At 42.3% G+C, this 16709-nt stretch carries 8 protein-coding genes; all 8 read left to right on the top strand.

The window, feature by feature from the left end; genetic code table 11:
- Positions 1-6 precede the first annotated feature (6 nt).
- Positions 7-2436 carry an ABC transporter permease gene (locus AC1DV1_RS27805; protein ID WP_477366768.1) on the top strand — a complete coding sequence of 810 codons (2430 nt, stop codon included), beginning with the start codon at positions 7-9 and terminating at the stop codon, positions 2434-2436.
- Positions 2437-2540: 104 nt separating this feature from the next.
- Entirely contained in the window at positions 2541-4940 is a 2400-nt protein-coding gene (locus AC1DV1_RS27800) for an ABC transporter permease (protein WP_477366765.1), read from the top strand.
- A 76-nt stretch (positions 4941-5016) separates the two neighbouring features.
- On the top strand, positions 5017-5532 hold the full coding sequence (locus tag AC1DV1_RS27795; RefSeq protein ID WP_477366762.1) for a hypothetical protein: 516 nt from the start codon (positions 5017-5019) through the stop codon (positions 5530-5532).
- On the top strand, positions 5529-6353 hold the full coding sequence (locus tag AC1DV1_RS27790) for a hypothetical protein (RefSeq protein ID WP_477366759.1): 825 nt from the start codon (positions 5529-5531) through the stop codon (positions 6351-6353). Before AC1DV1_RS27795 ends, AC1DV1_RS27790 begins: the two co-directional genes overlap by 4 nt.
- A gap of 176 nt (positions 6354-6529) precedes the next feature.
- On the top strand, positions 6530-8950 hold the full coding sequence (locus AC1DV1_RS27785; protein ID WP_477366756.1) for an ABC transporter permease: 2421 nt from the start codon (positions 6530-6532) through the stop codon (positions 8948-8950).
- 137 nt (positions 8951-9087) lie between these two features.
- Positions 9088-11442: an ABC transporter permease gene (locus tag AC1DV1_RS27780; RefSeq protein WP_477366753.1), complete on the top strand. Its 2355-nt coding sequence runs from the start codon at positions 9088-9090 to the stop codon at positions 11440-11442.
- A gap of 166 nt (positions 11443-11608) precedes the next feature.
- Positions 11609-13996, top strand: a complete 2388-nt coding sequence (locus tag AC1DV1_RS27775; protein ID WP_477366750.1) for an ABC transporter permease — start codon at positions 11609-11611, stop codon at positions 13994-13996.
- A 119-nt stretch (positions 13997-14115) separates the two neighbouring features.
- On the top strand, positions 14116-16500 hold the full coding sequence (locus tag AC1DV1_RS27770; protein ID WP_477366747.1) for an ABC transporter permease: 2385 nt from the start codon (positions 14116-14118) through the stop codon (positions 16498-16500).
- Positions 16501-16709 lie beyond the last annotated feature (209 nt).

The raw sequence follows: 16709 nt of genomic DNA, 5'->3' as shown, positions 1-16709 counted from the left end.
AATAAGATGATAAAGAATTATATCAAGATAGCCCTCCGTAATTTACAACGCAACAGGGTTTATTCCCTGATAAACATAGCCGGGCTTACTATTGGTATGGCGGCGTGCCTACTGGTTGCTACAGTCGTGATAGATGACCTGTCGTACGATAGGCAATGGAAAAACGCGGATAACATTTACCGGGTAATAACGGTAGACAACAGCGATAAAAACTTAGTGGATAGATCGCCCCGAAGCTTTACCGGCTTGGGGCCAACCCTGAAAGCGAATTTTCCGGAGGTAAAGGATTATTGCAGGATGGTAGACAGAGAGTCCCGGTATAAACTGGGTGATAACAGGGATGGCGTAAGCATTGTTGCACTATCAGCCGAACCAAGCGTTTGGAATATGCTGGACTTTTCGGTTGTGCTTGGCAACCCTAAGAAGTTTGTTTCCGGGTACCCGAACCTTGTCATCACCGAAAAAATAAGGAAGCAGTATTTTGGTAACCTAAACCCCATAGGGAAAACAATAACAGATATTCCCGATTTTGGTAAAGCAAAGACATACATTATTACCGGTATTATAAAGGATATTCCTTCAAACACGCATTTAAGGGCAGATATGTTGATTTTAAATGAACATGATGCAGACTACAATCAACTTAATAAAGCAGGCTTTGGCACATTTACTTCGCAATACATTCTGCTAAAACCGGGCACTTCGATAAAAATGTTTAGTGCCAAGGTTAATAAATGGTACGCGCAATTTACAAAGGGAAACAGCAGGAATGTTAGCTACGAGTTTCAACCGATGACAGATGTTTATTTAAAGTCTGATTTTGGGGGATACCAACGTGTACAGGGTAAAATAAGCAATGTATACATCTTTAGCGGCATCGCGGCGTTGTTATTAATTATTGCCTGCATCAACTTCATTAATTTAACCACCGCACGCGCATTGAAACGGATAGCCGAAGTAGGGATCCGTAAAGTACTTGGCGCTGCCAAGGCCGATTTGATTGCCCAGTTTTTGTTTGAGTCGATTTTGTTTTTCGTTATATCTTTTGCCATAGGCATATTTATTTATAGCATTTTACTTAACCCGGTCGAAAACTATTTAGGGTACAAACTCACATTGACACTATCCGGCAACATTGGCATGTTTTCGGCCATATGCGGGGTGGTTTTACTGGTGAGTTTATTAACCGGATTATACCCGGCTTTACTTTTATCAGGGCGTTTACCGGCAACTGCTTTAAAAGGCAACACCGGCACGCAACAGGGTAGTGGTGTATTACGCAAGACTTTGGTTATAGTACAGTTCACCATATCTGTAGCGGTGCTAATTTGTACAACTGTTGTTCAAAAACAGCTTAAGTTTATTAATAACAAAGATTTAGGATACGATAAAAACAACTTGCTGCGTATTAACGAAACAAGTTGGGGTACAAGTGGCGATGCCTTTAAACAAGAAGTGCTGAAGATTGCCGGTGTTGAAAATGCCAGTATCAGTACCTGGTATCCATCCGGCGGTGGCGGCTTTATGACAACAATGGTTGACGATCCTAATCAAAAGGGCAATAAAATTCAGGCCACCTATATCAAAGCTGATGTAGATTTGGTTAGTACCTTAAAACTCCAATTGCAGAAGGGACGTTTGTTTAGCAATAAATTTGAAAATGATGCTTTAAACTCAGATTCATTAATGCAGAAAAGTATGGAGAAGTTTGAGGAAGCACAAAAAACGCAACCTGTTTTAATTACAGCTTATACAGCGCAGGCGTTCAATATCAAAGAATTAAACAAGCCTATATTAAACATGCGCGGGATACCAGTGGGTATTATTAAAGATTTCAATAACGAATCGCTTAAAATTGCGATGTCGCCAACGTTAATTGTAGCCGACAATAAAATTACCTATGGCAGTATGCTGATGAGGGTGCAGCCTGGTAGCCAGAAGCAGGTATTAACCAACGTTGATAAACTATGGAAGCAATTTTTCCCCGGTAAAATATTTGAATACCGGTGGGTAAACGATTTGTTGCAGGAGCAGTATAAGGCCGATAGTAAACTGCAGCAGCTTTTTACATTGTTTAGTTTCCTGATTGCATTTATGGCATGTATGGGCCTATTTGGCCTGGCAACGTTTACTGCCGAGCAGCGCATTAAAGAAATTGGCATTCGTAAGGTTTTAGGCGCCTCGGTAACATCAATCACCACTTTGCTATCAATTGATTTTGTGAAGCTTGTGCTGGTAGCAATTGTAATAGCCGCGCCGATAGCCTGGCTAAGCATTGGTAAATGGCTGCAAACTTATGCTTACCGAATACAACCCGATATTGGCCTGGTATTTATTTCGGGAACAATTGCAGTGGTTATGGCACTGATAGCGGTTGGTTATCACACCATAAAAGCTGCCACAGCCAACCCGGTTAAAAGTTTAAAGAGTGAATAAGAACATTTTCAGACAGGGTGACTTTAATTTAAAAATTACTGGTTTAACAAATTTTAACTTCTGATCCAAAGCTTTTTACCTATCATCGTATAAGTAATATCGGCATGATTAAAAACTACTTAAAAATAGCCTGGCGTAATTTGTGGAAGCACAAATTTTATACCCTTATTAATGTATTCGGCTTATCCATGGGGATAGCGTGCAGCATTATTCTGTTCCAGTTTATTAGCTATCACCTAAGTTTCGATGCCTATCATCACAACAAAAAATCGTTGTATAAAATCGTTGAACAGCTGCATCTTGAGGATGGCACTACACTATATGAAAAAGGTGCGCCAATGGTGTTGGCCCGCGCTATTAAAACAGCGCTACCGCAGATAAAAGACGCCGCCGTTTTGGTTCAAAAGCGTTCGTTCACCATATCGGTTCCGCAAAGCGACGGGGCGGAGAAGAAGTTGTTTTATGAAAAAGATGATGTTGGCCTTGCCGATAAGCACTGGTTTAACATGCTTGACTATACATGGCTTGCCGGCAGTGCCGAAACTGCCTTTAATGATCCGGATAATGCAGTTATCACCCAAAAATTGGCGCTAAAATATTTTGGTACCGACGATGCTGTTGGCCGGGTTATCCGCCTGGATAGTAAGCACAATTTTAAGGTGACCGGGGTATTGGCCGATAATGTGGATAATACCGATTTTAAGTGCGATATGTTTTTATCGCTAACCGCCCTTAAAACTCTTTACCCTGATGTTCAAAAAGATTTCCAGGAAAGCTGGTCTTGGGAAGACTCACGGAATGTTATATTTCTGCAATTACCGCCAAATCTATCTCCCCAAAAGGTTGAGGCTACCATACCCAAACTGATGGATAAGGAAGCTGCAAAAACCTTCAAATACTTTTTGCAACCTATAAATGAGGTGCATTTTGATGGCCGGTATAGCGGCGTAATACAAAAATCGTTGTTAAGCACGCTGGGCATTGTGGGTTTATTGCTTATTGTGATAGCCTGTGTTAACTTTGTTAATATGGCAACTGCCCAAAGCTTTAAACGCGCCAAAGAAATTGGCACCCGTAAAGTTTTAGGCAGTACCCCGGTTGCTATATTCATTCAGTTTATTACCGAGACGGCATTAATAGTTTTGGCCGCCGGACTATTAGCGGTCTTGTCAGTTTGGATGTTTTTACCGGTATTAAATCCCTGGCTGCAAACTACGCTTACATTTAATTTTACCCACGATAAAACGCTGTTTGTTTTTATTGCCCTATCAATGCTGATAATTACCATTGCTGCAGGGTTTTATCCCGCTTTGGTATTAAGCAGATTTAAACCTGTAAATGCGTTGAAAAACCAGGTTGGCGGGCATTCGCAAGCTGCCGGGTTTAGCCGTAAAAGCCTTATCGTTATTCAAAATGTAATTGCGCAGGTGCTTATCATCGGTACTATTATTATCACCATGCAGGTACGCTACCTGAAGACTGCCGATCTTGGTTTTAATAAAACAGGCGTAGTGATGCTTCCTTTGCCTGATTTTGACAAGAGTAAAACAGGTTTTTTCCGGAACCAGCTACTGGCTAACCCCGCTATAAGCGCCGTTTCTTTTTGTTACAGGGCACCTTCTTCAACAGCCGATAAAGGTGGATCGATAAAGTACGAGGGGAGGGACTGGGAAAAGTTTGTAGGCCGCACTTTGATGGGCGATGCAGGCTATGCCAAAACATTCGGCCTGCGGATTATAGCAGGCAGAAATATTGCCGAGGCAGATTCTGCCAAAGAATACCTGGTGAACGAGCGACTGGTTAAACAATTAGGTATCAAAGATCCCCAGAAAATAATTGGCCGCCAATTTACCGCCGGAGACCTGACTGATAAACCAGGTACAATTGTGGGGGTTGTGAAGGATTTTCACGCCAAATCGCTTTACAAAGTAATAGAACCGTCGTATATCAGCACTCTCCGTGCCCAGTATCAGTACGCTGGTGTAAGGATCGATCTGAAAAACCGTTCTGTTGCTCTATCACAAATCCAAAAGGTGTTTCAATCGGTATTCCCGGAAAATGTATTTGAATACCGTTTCCTGGACGAACAGATTAACGATTTTTATCAGAAGGAAGACTTGCTGAACAAACTCATTACTTCCAGCGCGGTTATCGCCATTTTTATCAGCTGTTTGGGCCTTTTAGGGTTAATATCGCTGCTCACCATGCAGCGCACCAAAGAAATAGGCATCCGTAAAGTGCTTGGAGCCTCGGTAACCAACATTACCGCATTACTCTCTGCCGATTTTATTAAACTGGTTGTTATTGCCATTGTAATAGCATCGCCCATAGCCTGGCTAACCATGAGTAAATACCTGCAGGATTTTGCTTACCGGATAGATATTCAATGGTGGGTATTTGCATTGGCGGCTGCCTTATCTGTCCTGATAGCATTTGCAACGGTATGTTATCAATCGCTTAAAGCGTCAATGGCAAATCCGGTTGAAAGTTTGCGAAACGAATAGCAGGCAGTTTTAACTAAAATAACATGTCGCACCCCACGTTTGATAATGTCGTCTCTTTAAATGTCTGCCTAAACAAATGAGATATATCATAAGTGCCTTAATTATCGGCTTCTTTACCTGCAATCTTTTTGCGCAGGATAAACTGCCGGATGCCGCTAATTTACCAAACCAGGTTGGCGATATTATATTTAACCCCCAAACAGACCAATACGATTTTAAGCTTTGCGATAAGGATAATATTTACCAATACTACGGGTTAAATACATCTTATAAAGGCGAGGCAAAAACATTAAAGAAAGAACTGTTTGCCAAAATGGTTTATCAGCCACAATTTAAACAGGTTACAGGGGCCGTTACCGTTCGGTTTATTGTGAATTGTAAGGGGCAAACCGGCTGGTTCCGAATTTATCAGTTAGACGCCAGTTATCGCAAGATTGCCTTTCCGGCAATTTTTGTTAGCATGATATCAGCGGCTGTAAAAAGCTTAAAAGGCTGGATTCCCGGTAAACTTCCAAACGGCACAGTTTGCGACACCTATTATTATTTGCACTTCAAGGTAGTTAATGGTCATGTTAAAGATATAGCCATATGAAAAAGTACCTGTTGGTTTTAATATGGTTAAGTGGGGGAATGCTTAAAGCACAAACCAATTGCAATATTTATACGGATAAGCCGCATCAGGTGGCATGCCAGTATTATACAGATGCTATTCAATACGCACAGGGATCTAAAAATTCACAGCAACTATTTATCTATTCGTTACAGGCCTGCGCCAATTTTGGGCCAACCTTATGTGAAATGTCGGTGCCTTATTTAAAACGGGGCGATTTTTACACCTGGAAAATATTAATGGATAAGGCAGTGCAAGCTGATCCGGCCGAATACTTAAGCGTTAGGGGCTGGTGTTACTTTAAATTCCTGAAGGATTACAAGAATTGCTATGCCGATTTGTACCGTTTATATAAACTAACCAAGGGCCTGCCCGGTTATACAGGCGATGGCGACTATGACCTGCGCATGGTGATGGCAATGGCCCAGCGCGAATTGGGCAATAATAAACTGGCCCTGCATTATTTTAACGAATGTATTGGCGATCATGAAAGGAAAAAAGTTTTAGGACTTTACGATTATTTACATAGGGGAGTTACGCTGTTAAAAATGAAAAGATATGCTGCCGCACTGGCCGATCTGAAACTGGAAGTTAACAAATACCCAAAGCTTGCAGATGCTCATTATTATATTGGGCTTACCTATTTAGCAATGCACAACAAAATCAACGCCGCCAAATCGCTCAAATATGCCCGTGAGTTGTACCTTGAAACTGGCTATCACCATGCCGACCCTTACAAGGAAGAACCAGACCAGGTTTACCTGTCGGATATAACCGAGGCGTTGGCCAAAGCCGAAAGCTAACCGGGTCCTGATGTTTTACTAAAAATTAAAGTATCAAAATCACTGTATCATTACCGTACACCCACTGTTACGCTTACGAACATGTTCGTAATTCTGATATAATTTAACTTGTTTATTATCAGTTATTTAATGTTTTGGTATGTGTTTTAAACCATGTGTGCAAATCTGCATATCACATGATTAAAAATTATATCAAAATAGCGTGGCGTAATATAGTAAGGCACAAGGCCTATTCAAGTATAAATATAGCTGGGCTTACGGTTGGCATTGCCGCTTGTTTGCTCATTTTTGTTATCATTAATTTTGAGCTGAGCTTTGATAAATTTCAGCCCAACTACAAAAACATATACCATGTTGTAACCCAGGAAAAACACGAATCGGACCTTACTTATAATCCGGGCATCGCTGTGCCTGCTACTGAGGCCCTTCGGTTAGATTTTCCGCAGGCAAAGGTAGCAGCCTTAAACAGTAGCTACGGCAGCCAGATAACCGTTCCCGAAGCTGCAGGCACAGGTACAGGCGATAAAAAGTTCACCGAAAACCTGGGTGTCTTATTCATTGAACCTCAATTCTTTGATATTTTTAGTTCAAAATGGCTGACTGGCACCGCATCTGTTTTAAAAGATCCGGATATGGCAGTGATTGACAAAAGCATGGCCAACAAATACTTTGGCGACTGGAAAAATGCGGTTGGCAAAACCCTTAAAATGGACAACGTTATAACGCTTAAAGTTGCCGGGGTTATTGAAGACGCGCCTGTTAATACCGATTTTCCGTTTAAAATAATGGTATCGTTTGTGAGTTGGAAAGCTCACGGTAAAGATTATAACTACAGCGGCGAATGGGGATCGACAAGCAGCAACCACCAGGTTTTTATGCTTATGCCCCCCAATATAAGTGCCGATAATGTTGGCAAGCAGCTGGAAGCTTTTTCGCGCAAGCACTTTAAAAAAGGTATATCTGAAACCCACCTCCTGGCTCAACCACTATCGCTGTTTCATTTTGATACCCGTTTTGGTAACCCGCTGGCCGATCATACCATGAGTTATGCAACGTTGCGTACTATATCGCTCATTGCGTTACTGATCATCGTAATGGCGTCCATTAATTTTATAAACCTATCTACGGCGCAATCCGTTGGCCGTTCAAAAGAAGTGGGCATCCGCAAAGTATTAGGCAGCACACGTAAGCAATTGATAGCACAGGTTATTGGCGAAACTACGCTGGTGGTGTTCTTTTCGGTAGTGCTGGCTTTAGGTATAGCAAAGTTGGCTATGCCACAACTTAAAAGCATTGCCAATGTACCCGAAAGCATTGGTTTATTCACTGCCGAAAACCTGCTGTTTTTACTTGTTGTAATGATAGTTGTCATTGTGTTGTCGGGCATTTACCCCGCTATGGTGGTATCGGGTTTCAAACCTGTTTTGGCTTTGAAAAATAAGATCACGGCTGCTTCAATTGGCGGCATTCCGTTACGCAGGGCGCTGGTTATTACTCAGTTTGCGATATCTCAATTATTAATGATTGGCACTATAGTGGCCATGAACCAAATGGATTTTGTAAACAAAGCCGATCTTGGCTTTAATAAAGAAGCGGTGCTGGTTATTCCAGGCTACACCGATAGCATCAGTTTGGGTAAAATGGTAGCCTATCGTCAACAGCTTATGCAAAATTCTGCTGTAAAATCGGTTAGTTTTAGTTCGGATGCGCCGTCGTCAGAAAATAACTGGGGCACCAATTTTAATTTTAATAATAACACAAAAGATCCTGGTTTTAACACCTATTTAAAGTTTGGCGATGCCGATTATTTTAAAACCTTCGGGCTCCAATTCTCCGCAGGCAAAGGATATGATGTAAGTGATACTGCCAGGCAGGTGGTGGTCAATGAAACATTTATCCATAAGTTGGGAATCCAAAATGCCGAGAGCGCTATTGGTAAAACCGTGCGAATGGGTGGCAATGGCAGGTGGATGCCTATAACCGGTGTAGTTAAGGATTTTAAAACCAACTCGCTGCGCGAAACCGTGAAGCCAATAGTTATCGCCCCGGCAAAAAAATTTGAAGGCAATGTTGCCATTAAAATCCAGACCAAAAACTTAAGTAAAACCGTTGCCGAATTGCAGAAAATGTGGGAGAACACTTACCCCGAATATGCCTACAACGGATATTTCCTGGATGATAATATTGCTAAATTTTACCAGGCAGAAAACCAGATGGCCATGGTTTACAAAATATTTGCAGGCATAGCCATCTTTATTTCCTGCCTGGGTTTATACGGCCTGGTATCGTTTATGGCGGTGCAACGTACCAAAGAGGTTGGTATCCGTAAAGTATTAGGGGCATCGGTAAGCAGTATTGTTTACCTGTTTTCTAAAGAGTTTGTGGTGCTTATCATTATATCCTTTGTAATTGCCATGCCATTGGCCTGGTACGTGATGACGGGCTGGCTACAAAACTTTGCCTATCGCATATCGTTAAGCGCCTGGATATTCCTGTTGGCCATGGCTTCATCGGTAGTTATTGCCTGGGTAACGGTAGGGTACAAGGCCGTGCGTGCGGCCTTGGCTAATCCGGTGAAAAGCTTGCGTAGTGAGTAGTTGTGAGTTGTGAGTTGTGAGTTGTGAGTTGTGAGTTGTGAGTTGTGAGTGAAATTGGGCACGCAAGTTAGAATTTAAGATTTGCGTAAGTCCCTTAATTTTTAGGGTTTAGGATTTAGAATTTAATTATCATGATAATGAACTTCCTGAAAACAACGTTCCGTAGCTTGTTAAAAAACAAGGCTTACAGTTTTTTGAATATCGCGGGGCTTGCAATAGGCATTGCCTGCGCATCTATTATATTTCTGTGGGTTCAGGACGAGCTTACGTTTAACCATAACTTTCAAAAAAGGGATAACATTTACGTTATCTATGAAAACCAAACCTATGAAGGTAAGGTTTCTACTTTTCATGCCACGCCGGGCCCCATGGCCAAATCATTAGTCGCGGATATTCCAGGCATAAAAACGGCTGCCCGATCGGGCGGTACCGGCGATGTTTTGTTTTCTCTTGGCGATAAATCCATTAACGAACAAGGAGATTACGCCGATGCCGGGATATTTTCGATCCTGAAACTACCTTTTGTTTATGGCGATGCCAAGAATGCTTTTCGTGATGTGCATTCGGTGGTAATTAATACAACCATGGCCAAAAAGTTTTTTGGCGATGCCAACCCGGTAGGCAAAACGCTTAAGATGAATAACGAGCAGAATTTTACTGTTACCGGCGTAATCAATGATCTGCCTAAAAATTCGACAATGCAGTTTCATTGGCTGGCGCCGTTAAACGATGTTGACCCTAAGAAGCCCTGGATGAAGGATTGGGGTGCTAACTGGGCACATACTTATTTAGAGTTGGAACCTAACGCCGATGTTAATGCCGTTAATAAAAAGCTGGCCAACTACATTGGAACCAAAAAAACGGGCAACAATACGCAATCATTTCTTTTTGCCATGAACGACTGGAATTTGTACAATAATTTCACCGATGGTAAAATGGATGGCAGCCGCATTGTTTATGTGCGTTTATTTGCCATTATTGGCTTCATCATATTATTTATAGCCTGTATCAATTTCATGAACCTGGCAACAGCCCGGTCAGAAAGGCGGGCCAAAGAGGTTGGTGTGCGTAAGGTGATGGGGGCTGGCAAAGGTAAACTCATTAGTCAGTTTATTGGCGAAGCCTTAATTATGTCATTTATAGCCGTTGTTGTGGCTGTATTATTGGTTGCTTTAGCGCTGCCGGCTTTCAATAACCTGGTTCAAAAAGAGCTGGCTATTAACCTGTTTGCTGCCGGTCATGTTATTTACTTAGTAGCGATAGGCACAATCACTGGCCTGCTTGCTGGTAGCTATCCGGCTTTTTACTTGTCCTCTTTTAACCCTATAACGGTTTTAAAAAGTATCAAAATAAAGTCAAGTACAAGCTCGGGCCTTATCAGGCAAAGCCTGGTGGTTATCCAATTTTCAATTTCAATTATATTGATTATCGGTACCGTGGTAATCTATCAACAGATACAGCACGTAAAAAACCGCAAACTGGGATTTAATAAAAATGACTTGATTAGCATCGGCACGCAAGGTAAACTGGTTGATCATTTCTCTGCAGTTTACAACCAATTAAAAGAAACAGGTTTGGTTGAGGATGCCGCATTGAGTGACTATCCCGCTTTAGAGATTTGGAGCAATACCGATAATTACTCGTGGGAAGGCAAGGATGCATCAAAAAATCCATTAATAAGCCTGGAGAATGTTAACGACCATTTTTTATCAACCATGGGTATGAAGCTGGCATCCGGCAGAAATTTCCATTCAAATCAAACAAATGATAGTAATAACGTGATCATCAACGAAGCCTTTGCCAAACAAATGGGTAAACAAGGCCATGTTAGTGCTATTATAACAGAAGGCGGCTCAAAGCGCTTAACTGTAACCGGCATAGTTAAAAATTTCCTTTACAATGATATGTATGCCTCCAGTGCCCCCATGTTGTTATATAATCATACCGACGGAGCCCGCTTTTTAACCATAAGGTTTAAACATGGAGCAAATTTGCCGGATGTATTGAGTAAAGTTGGCAGTATAATTAAATCAAATAATCCCGGCTATCCCTTCGATTATAAATTTGTTGACGACGAATTTGACCTGATATTTAAAACCGAAACACTAACCGGTACATTGGCCGGCGTTTTTGCGTCGCTGGCCATATTTATATCGTGCCTGGGTTTGTTCGGACTGGCCGCATACACAGCCGAGCGGAGGATAAAGGAAATAGGCATCCGCAAAGTTTTGGGCGCCAGCGTAGCTGGTTTAACCGGTTTATTATCAAAAGATTTTTTACAACTGGTAGGTATTTCCTGCCTCATAGCATTCCCGGTAGCCTGGTGGGCCATCAGTAACTGGCTGCAAAATTACCAATACCGGGTAAGCATCCACTGGTGGGTATTTGCTGCCGCAGGTATTATAACCGCGCTTATTGCCCTGGCAACCGTAAGTTTCCAGGCTATAAAAGCAGCGTTAAATAACCCGGTTAAAAGTTTGAGGAATGAGTAAAGCCTCGCCCAACCCTCTCCAAAGGAGAGGGCTTTAAAAAGAAAGATTGAAAAAAGAATATTAAAAATAAAAGGGTTAAACCACGCTAATCAAAAGTCCTCTCCTTTGGAGAGGATTTAGGTGAGGCTAAAAATTTCTCCCCTTTAGGGGAGGTTAGGAGGGGCTTATGATACGGAATTACATAAAAATCGCCTGGCGTAATATCTTAAATAACAAGGTATACAGCGCCATTAATATATTGGGTTTGGCTGCCGGTATGGCGGTAGCGCTTATTATTGGTTTGTGGGTGGTTAACGAGTTTTCGTATGACAAGTTTTTACCCAATTACAAGCAATTATACCAGGTTGAAGTGCACTTTACAACGCAGCAGGACGAGCATACCCAAGCTGCTGTTGCTATTCCTTTGGCCGAGGTGTTACGCAAACAAATTCCCGGCATCAAACACGTAGCCGAAACGGATTGGGTGGGCTGGCAATGGCACGACCTGTTGGTGGGCAACAAAAAGCTATACCTTGGCGGTGGTGCCGCGCATCCCGATTTTTTGAAAATTTTTCAGTATCCTTTTGTAAAAGGCAGTGCGAAGGATGCCTTTACCGATCCTAATTCTATCGTCATAGATGAGGCGACCGCTACTGCTTTATTTGGCAATGCCGACCCGATAAACAAAGTGATCCGTTATGATAACAGTCATAACCTGAAAGTAACCGGGGTTATTAAAAATATTCCTAAAAACGCAACCAAGCAGTTTAACTTTTTAACGCCCTTTAGCTTTAAAGAACAAACTGAAAGCTGGATGAAAAATGCCCGCGTAACCTGGACAAACAACTCCTTTAATATGTTTGTGGAGCTACAGCCAGGGGTAACCCTGGCGCAGGTGGCACCCAAAGTGAAAAATCTTGTCTATCAAAACAGTGTACCTATGCGTTTAGCCCATCCGGAGGTTATCCTGCACCCAATGAAAGACTGGCACCTGTATACCGATTTTAAGAAAGGAAAAGCTGTTGGCGGTTTTATTGATTATGTGCGCATGTTTAGCATCATAGGTATATTGGTATTGCTGATAGCCTGTATCAATTTCATGAACCTGAGTACTGCCCGCTCAGAGAAACGCGCCCGCGAGGTAGGGGTGAGGAAAGCCATCGGCTCGCAACGGAAAGACCTGATCGTTCAGTTCTTAGCCGAATCGTTGCTGATCACTTTTATTGCGTTCCTGTTCTCTATATTAATTGTTCAATTGGTTATCCCATCGTTTAATGAGCTAACAGGAGGTTTTATAGCTATTCCGTATACTAATCCGTTGTTCTGGGGCATCATGTTATTATACGTGGCCGTAACAGGCTTACTGGCAGGCAGCAGGCCGGCTTTTTACCTGTCGTCATTTAACCCGGTACAGGTTTTAAAAGGAACTATAAAGGTGGGCAAAGCTGCATCGTTACCACGCAAGGTATTGGTAGTATTGCAGTTTAGCTGCTCTATAGCGTTAATTATAAGTACGGTAATTGTTTACCAGCAAATTCAATATGCCAAAAGCAGGCCGACCGGCTATAGCGCCGAAAGGTTAATGATGACAGATATGAGCGGCGACCTGGAAGCCCATTTTGGTGCACTCAGGAATGATCTTTTAGCAAGCGGATTAGTAGAAAATGTAGCCTCGGCATCAAGCCCGGTAACCAATATATATAGTCACAATTCGCTTGATAAATGGCCGGGCAAAAGTGCCGGTGAAGACCCTGTCAACATCGGATCTATATCAGTGTCTGAAAGTTATTTTAAAACACTTGGAATGACCTTAAAAGCCGGCAGGGATTTTACAAGTAACTGGGCCAATGACACCTCGGACGTGATTTTGAACGAGGCAGCCGTAAAACGAATAGGTTTAAAAGACCCAATAAACCAACTGGTAACCTGGAATGGAAGCGCTAAACCCGTACGCATTATAGGGGTGGTGAAGGATGCGCTCATGGAATCGCCTTTTACGCCTATCCAGCCGGCTATTTTTAACCACGGCAGGGGAGGTAATAACATCATGTACCGCCTGGCAAAAAATGTGAGCATTCATGATGCTTTGCCAAAGCTTAACAAAATATTTGATACTTATAACCCCGCTTACCCATACATATACCAGTTTGTTGATGATGAGTATAACCATAAATTTAACCTGGAGCTACTTGTAGGCAAGCTTGCCGGTGTTTTTGCGGGGCTGGCTATATTTATTTCCTGTTTGGGCCTATTTGGCCTGGCGGCGTATGTAGCCGAGCAACGTACCAAAGAGATTGGTATCCGCAAGGTATTGGGAGCATCTGTTGCCAATGTATGGCTGCTACTGTCAGGTGATTTTATTTTGCTGGTAATTATCAGTTGCCTGATTGCATCACCCGTTGCGTTTTACTTTTTGCGCGATTGGCTGCAAAAATACGACTACCGCATTACCATAGGGCCTGGCGTATTCCTGCTATCGGCATTAGTGGCCATAGTGATAACATTAATGACCATCAGTTTCCAGGCCATAAAAGCAGCGTTAACAAACCCGGTGAAAAGCCTGAGGTCAGAATAGTCATTAAGTCATTTGCTTCGCGTCATTAGGTCATTGATGCTTTAAAAATGACATAATGACCAAATGACTCAATGACAAGGCACCAATGAACTAATGAACAATTGAACTAATGAACCATCATGATAAAAAACTATATTAAAATTGCCTGGAGAAATTTAAAGCGTAACAAGGCCTACGCTGCTATAAGTGTTATTGGTTTGGCACTGGGTATTGCCTGCGGTATACTGATATTTACATTAGTTACCTACCATTTAAGCTTCGACACTTTTCATAAGGATTCGGATAGGGTGTACCGCTTGTATACCGAATGGCACGATGATGGCATCGGAAAATCAAATGGCGTACCACAACCCTTGGGCAAAACCTTCAGGAATGATTTTACCATAGGCGAGAAAACCGCAAGGGTAATCAATTTCACCGGCACCTTAATCACCATAACTCATGGCTCTGATGTTAAAAAGTTTCAGGAAGATGACGGTGTGGCTTTTGCCGAGCCTGAATACTTTGATATCTTAAACTTCCCATTAATAAAAGGCGATAAAAAAAAGCTGCTTGTAGCTCCGGGCGAGGCCCTGGTAACCGAGAAAATTGCGCGTAAATATTTCGGCACAGCTGATGCCATTGGCAAAGTGTTCCGCCTGGATAATAAGGTAAACTTTACAATTACCGGTATCTTAAAAGATTTACCCAACAATACCGACCGCCGGCAACAGATTTATGTATCGTACGGCAATATGGACGAGTACACCGGCAACAAGCGTCGCGAAGACAACTGGGGCGGGGTTTACAGCGGCAGCGAGGTTTTTACCAGGCTTAAAAAGGGAGTTACACAGGCACAGGTAGATGCAACAACCGCACAAATTGTGAAAAAGCACTACACAGGCCGCGATTTAAAAGTTTGGTTTTTTAAACTACAGCCCCTTAATGATATGCACTTTAACCCGGAGTTGAACGGCTATGCCGATAAAAAATATTTATGGGCATTATTCTTTATCGGCCTGTTCCTGATTATTACCGCGAGTGTAAATTTTGTTAACCTCGCAACCGCCCAGGCACTTAACCGGGCAAAAGAGGTTGGCGTGCGTAAAGTTTTAGGCAGTATGCCCGGCCAGTTGTTTTGGCAGTTTATTGCCGAAACAGCTTTGATAACCGTATTTGCGGTATTGGTTGCCATTGGCTTATCGTACATCGCTTTGCCTGCCATTAACCACCTGTTCCAGTCAGAGATGGAATTCGATAAAGGCCAATTAGCTATTTTTATTGTGTTAATTGCTGTTGCAGTAGTGTTTTTATCAGGCTCGTATCCGGGTTTGGTGTTGGCACGGTTTCAGCCCATCCAGGCACTTAAAAGTAAACTTTCGCAAAAGGATATTGGCGGGTTTTCACTGCGCAGGGTGTTGGTGGTAACCCAGTTTGCCATTTCGCAGGTTTTAATTATTGGTACCATMATTATAGTATCACAGCTGCATTATTCGCAAACTGCCGACCTGGGCTTTAGCAAAGATGCCATTGTATTACTGCCGATCCCAAAAAATGACGATAAAGCCATTTTAAGCACCATGAAAAACCAGCTAAACCAGATCAAAGGTGTCGAAAAGGTGACTTATTGCTACAGGGCGCCCGCTTCGCAATCAAACAATAGTACCGGCGTTAACTTTAACCACCGGACCGAAGATGAACATTGGAGCATCAACGTTAAATCGGCAGATGAAAATTATATTTCAACCTTTGGATTAAAACTGGTTGCCGGCCGTAACTTTTTCCCTTCGGATACCACGCGTGAGTTTGTGGTGAATGAGATGGTGGCCAAAAAGCTAAATATGAAGCCGCAGGATTTGATAGGTAAAATGCTATCCATTAATGGTAAAGGTACTACCGCGCCGATAGTAGGTGTGGTGAAGGATTTTTACAACTATTCCTTCCACAGCGAAATTTCGCCTGTTTGTATTATGCCAAATTATCATGGCTACTCAACTGTGGCCATCAAAATGAATATGCGTAATGCCAAGGCAACTTTGGCCTCATTTGAGAAGGTATGGAACCAAGCCTTCCCCGAAGAATTTTACTCGTACCAGTTTTTGGATGATAGCATCAGGAAATTTTATGAACTGGATAATATCCTGTTAACGCTGATAGAAGCTTTTGCAGGCATCGCCATTGTTATTGGCTGCCTTGGGTTGTACGGTTTAGTTTCATTTATGGCTGTGCGCAAAACCAAAGAGATTGGCGTACGCAAAGTATTAGGAGCAAGCATAACATCGGTTTTATGGGTTTTTGGCAAGGAATTCACCATCTTATTGCTCATAGCCTTTGTAATAGCCTCGCCGCTGGCTTATTGGGCCATGCACAATTATTTAAAAGATTTTCAATACAAAATCGCCATCGGCCCCGAAATTTTTGTCGAATCCATACTATTTACATTTATAATAGCTGCGATAACAGTAAGCTACCGGTCGGTGCTGGCGGCGCTGGCCAACCCCGTAAAAAGTTTAAGAAGCGAATAGGTTGTTCATTGGTTCACTTGTTCATTAGTTCATTGGTCTTTTCTGTTGGATTACAGGACCAGGCCAATGAATTTATTGTAGCTTAAAGCTTTTGCCCGTTATGCCCGTTATGCCCGCGTTCCAATGAACCAATGAACCAATGAACCAATGAACCAATGAACCAATGAACCAATGAACCAATGAACCAATGAACCAATGAACCAATGAAC

It is taken from the genome of Mucilaginibacter sp. P4_D1, from assembly GCF_056401935.1.
Note: the sequence above shows the minus strand (reverse complement) of the source record. Positions and strands in the feature narration are given on the sequence as shown.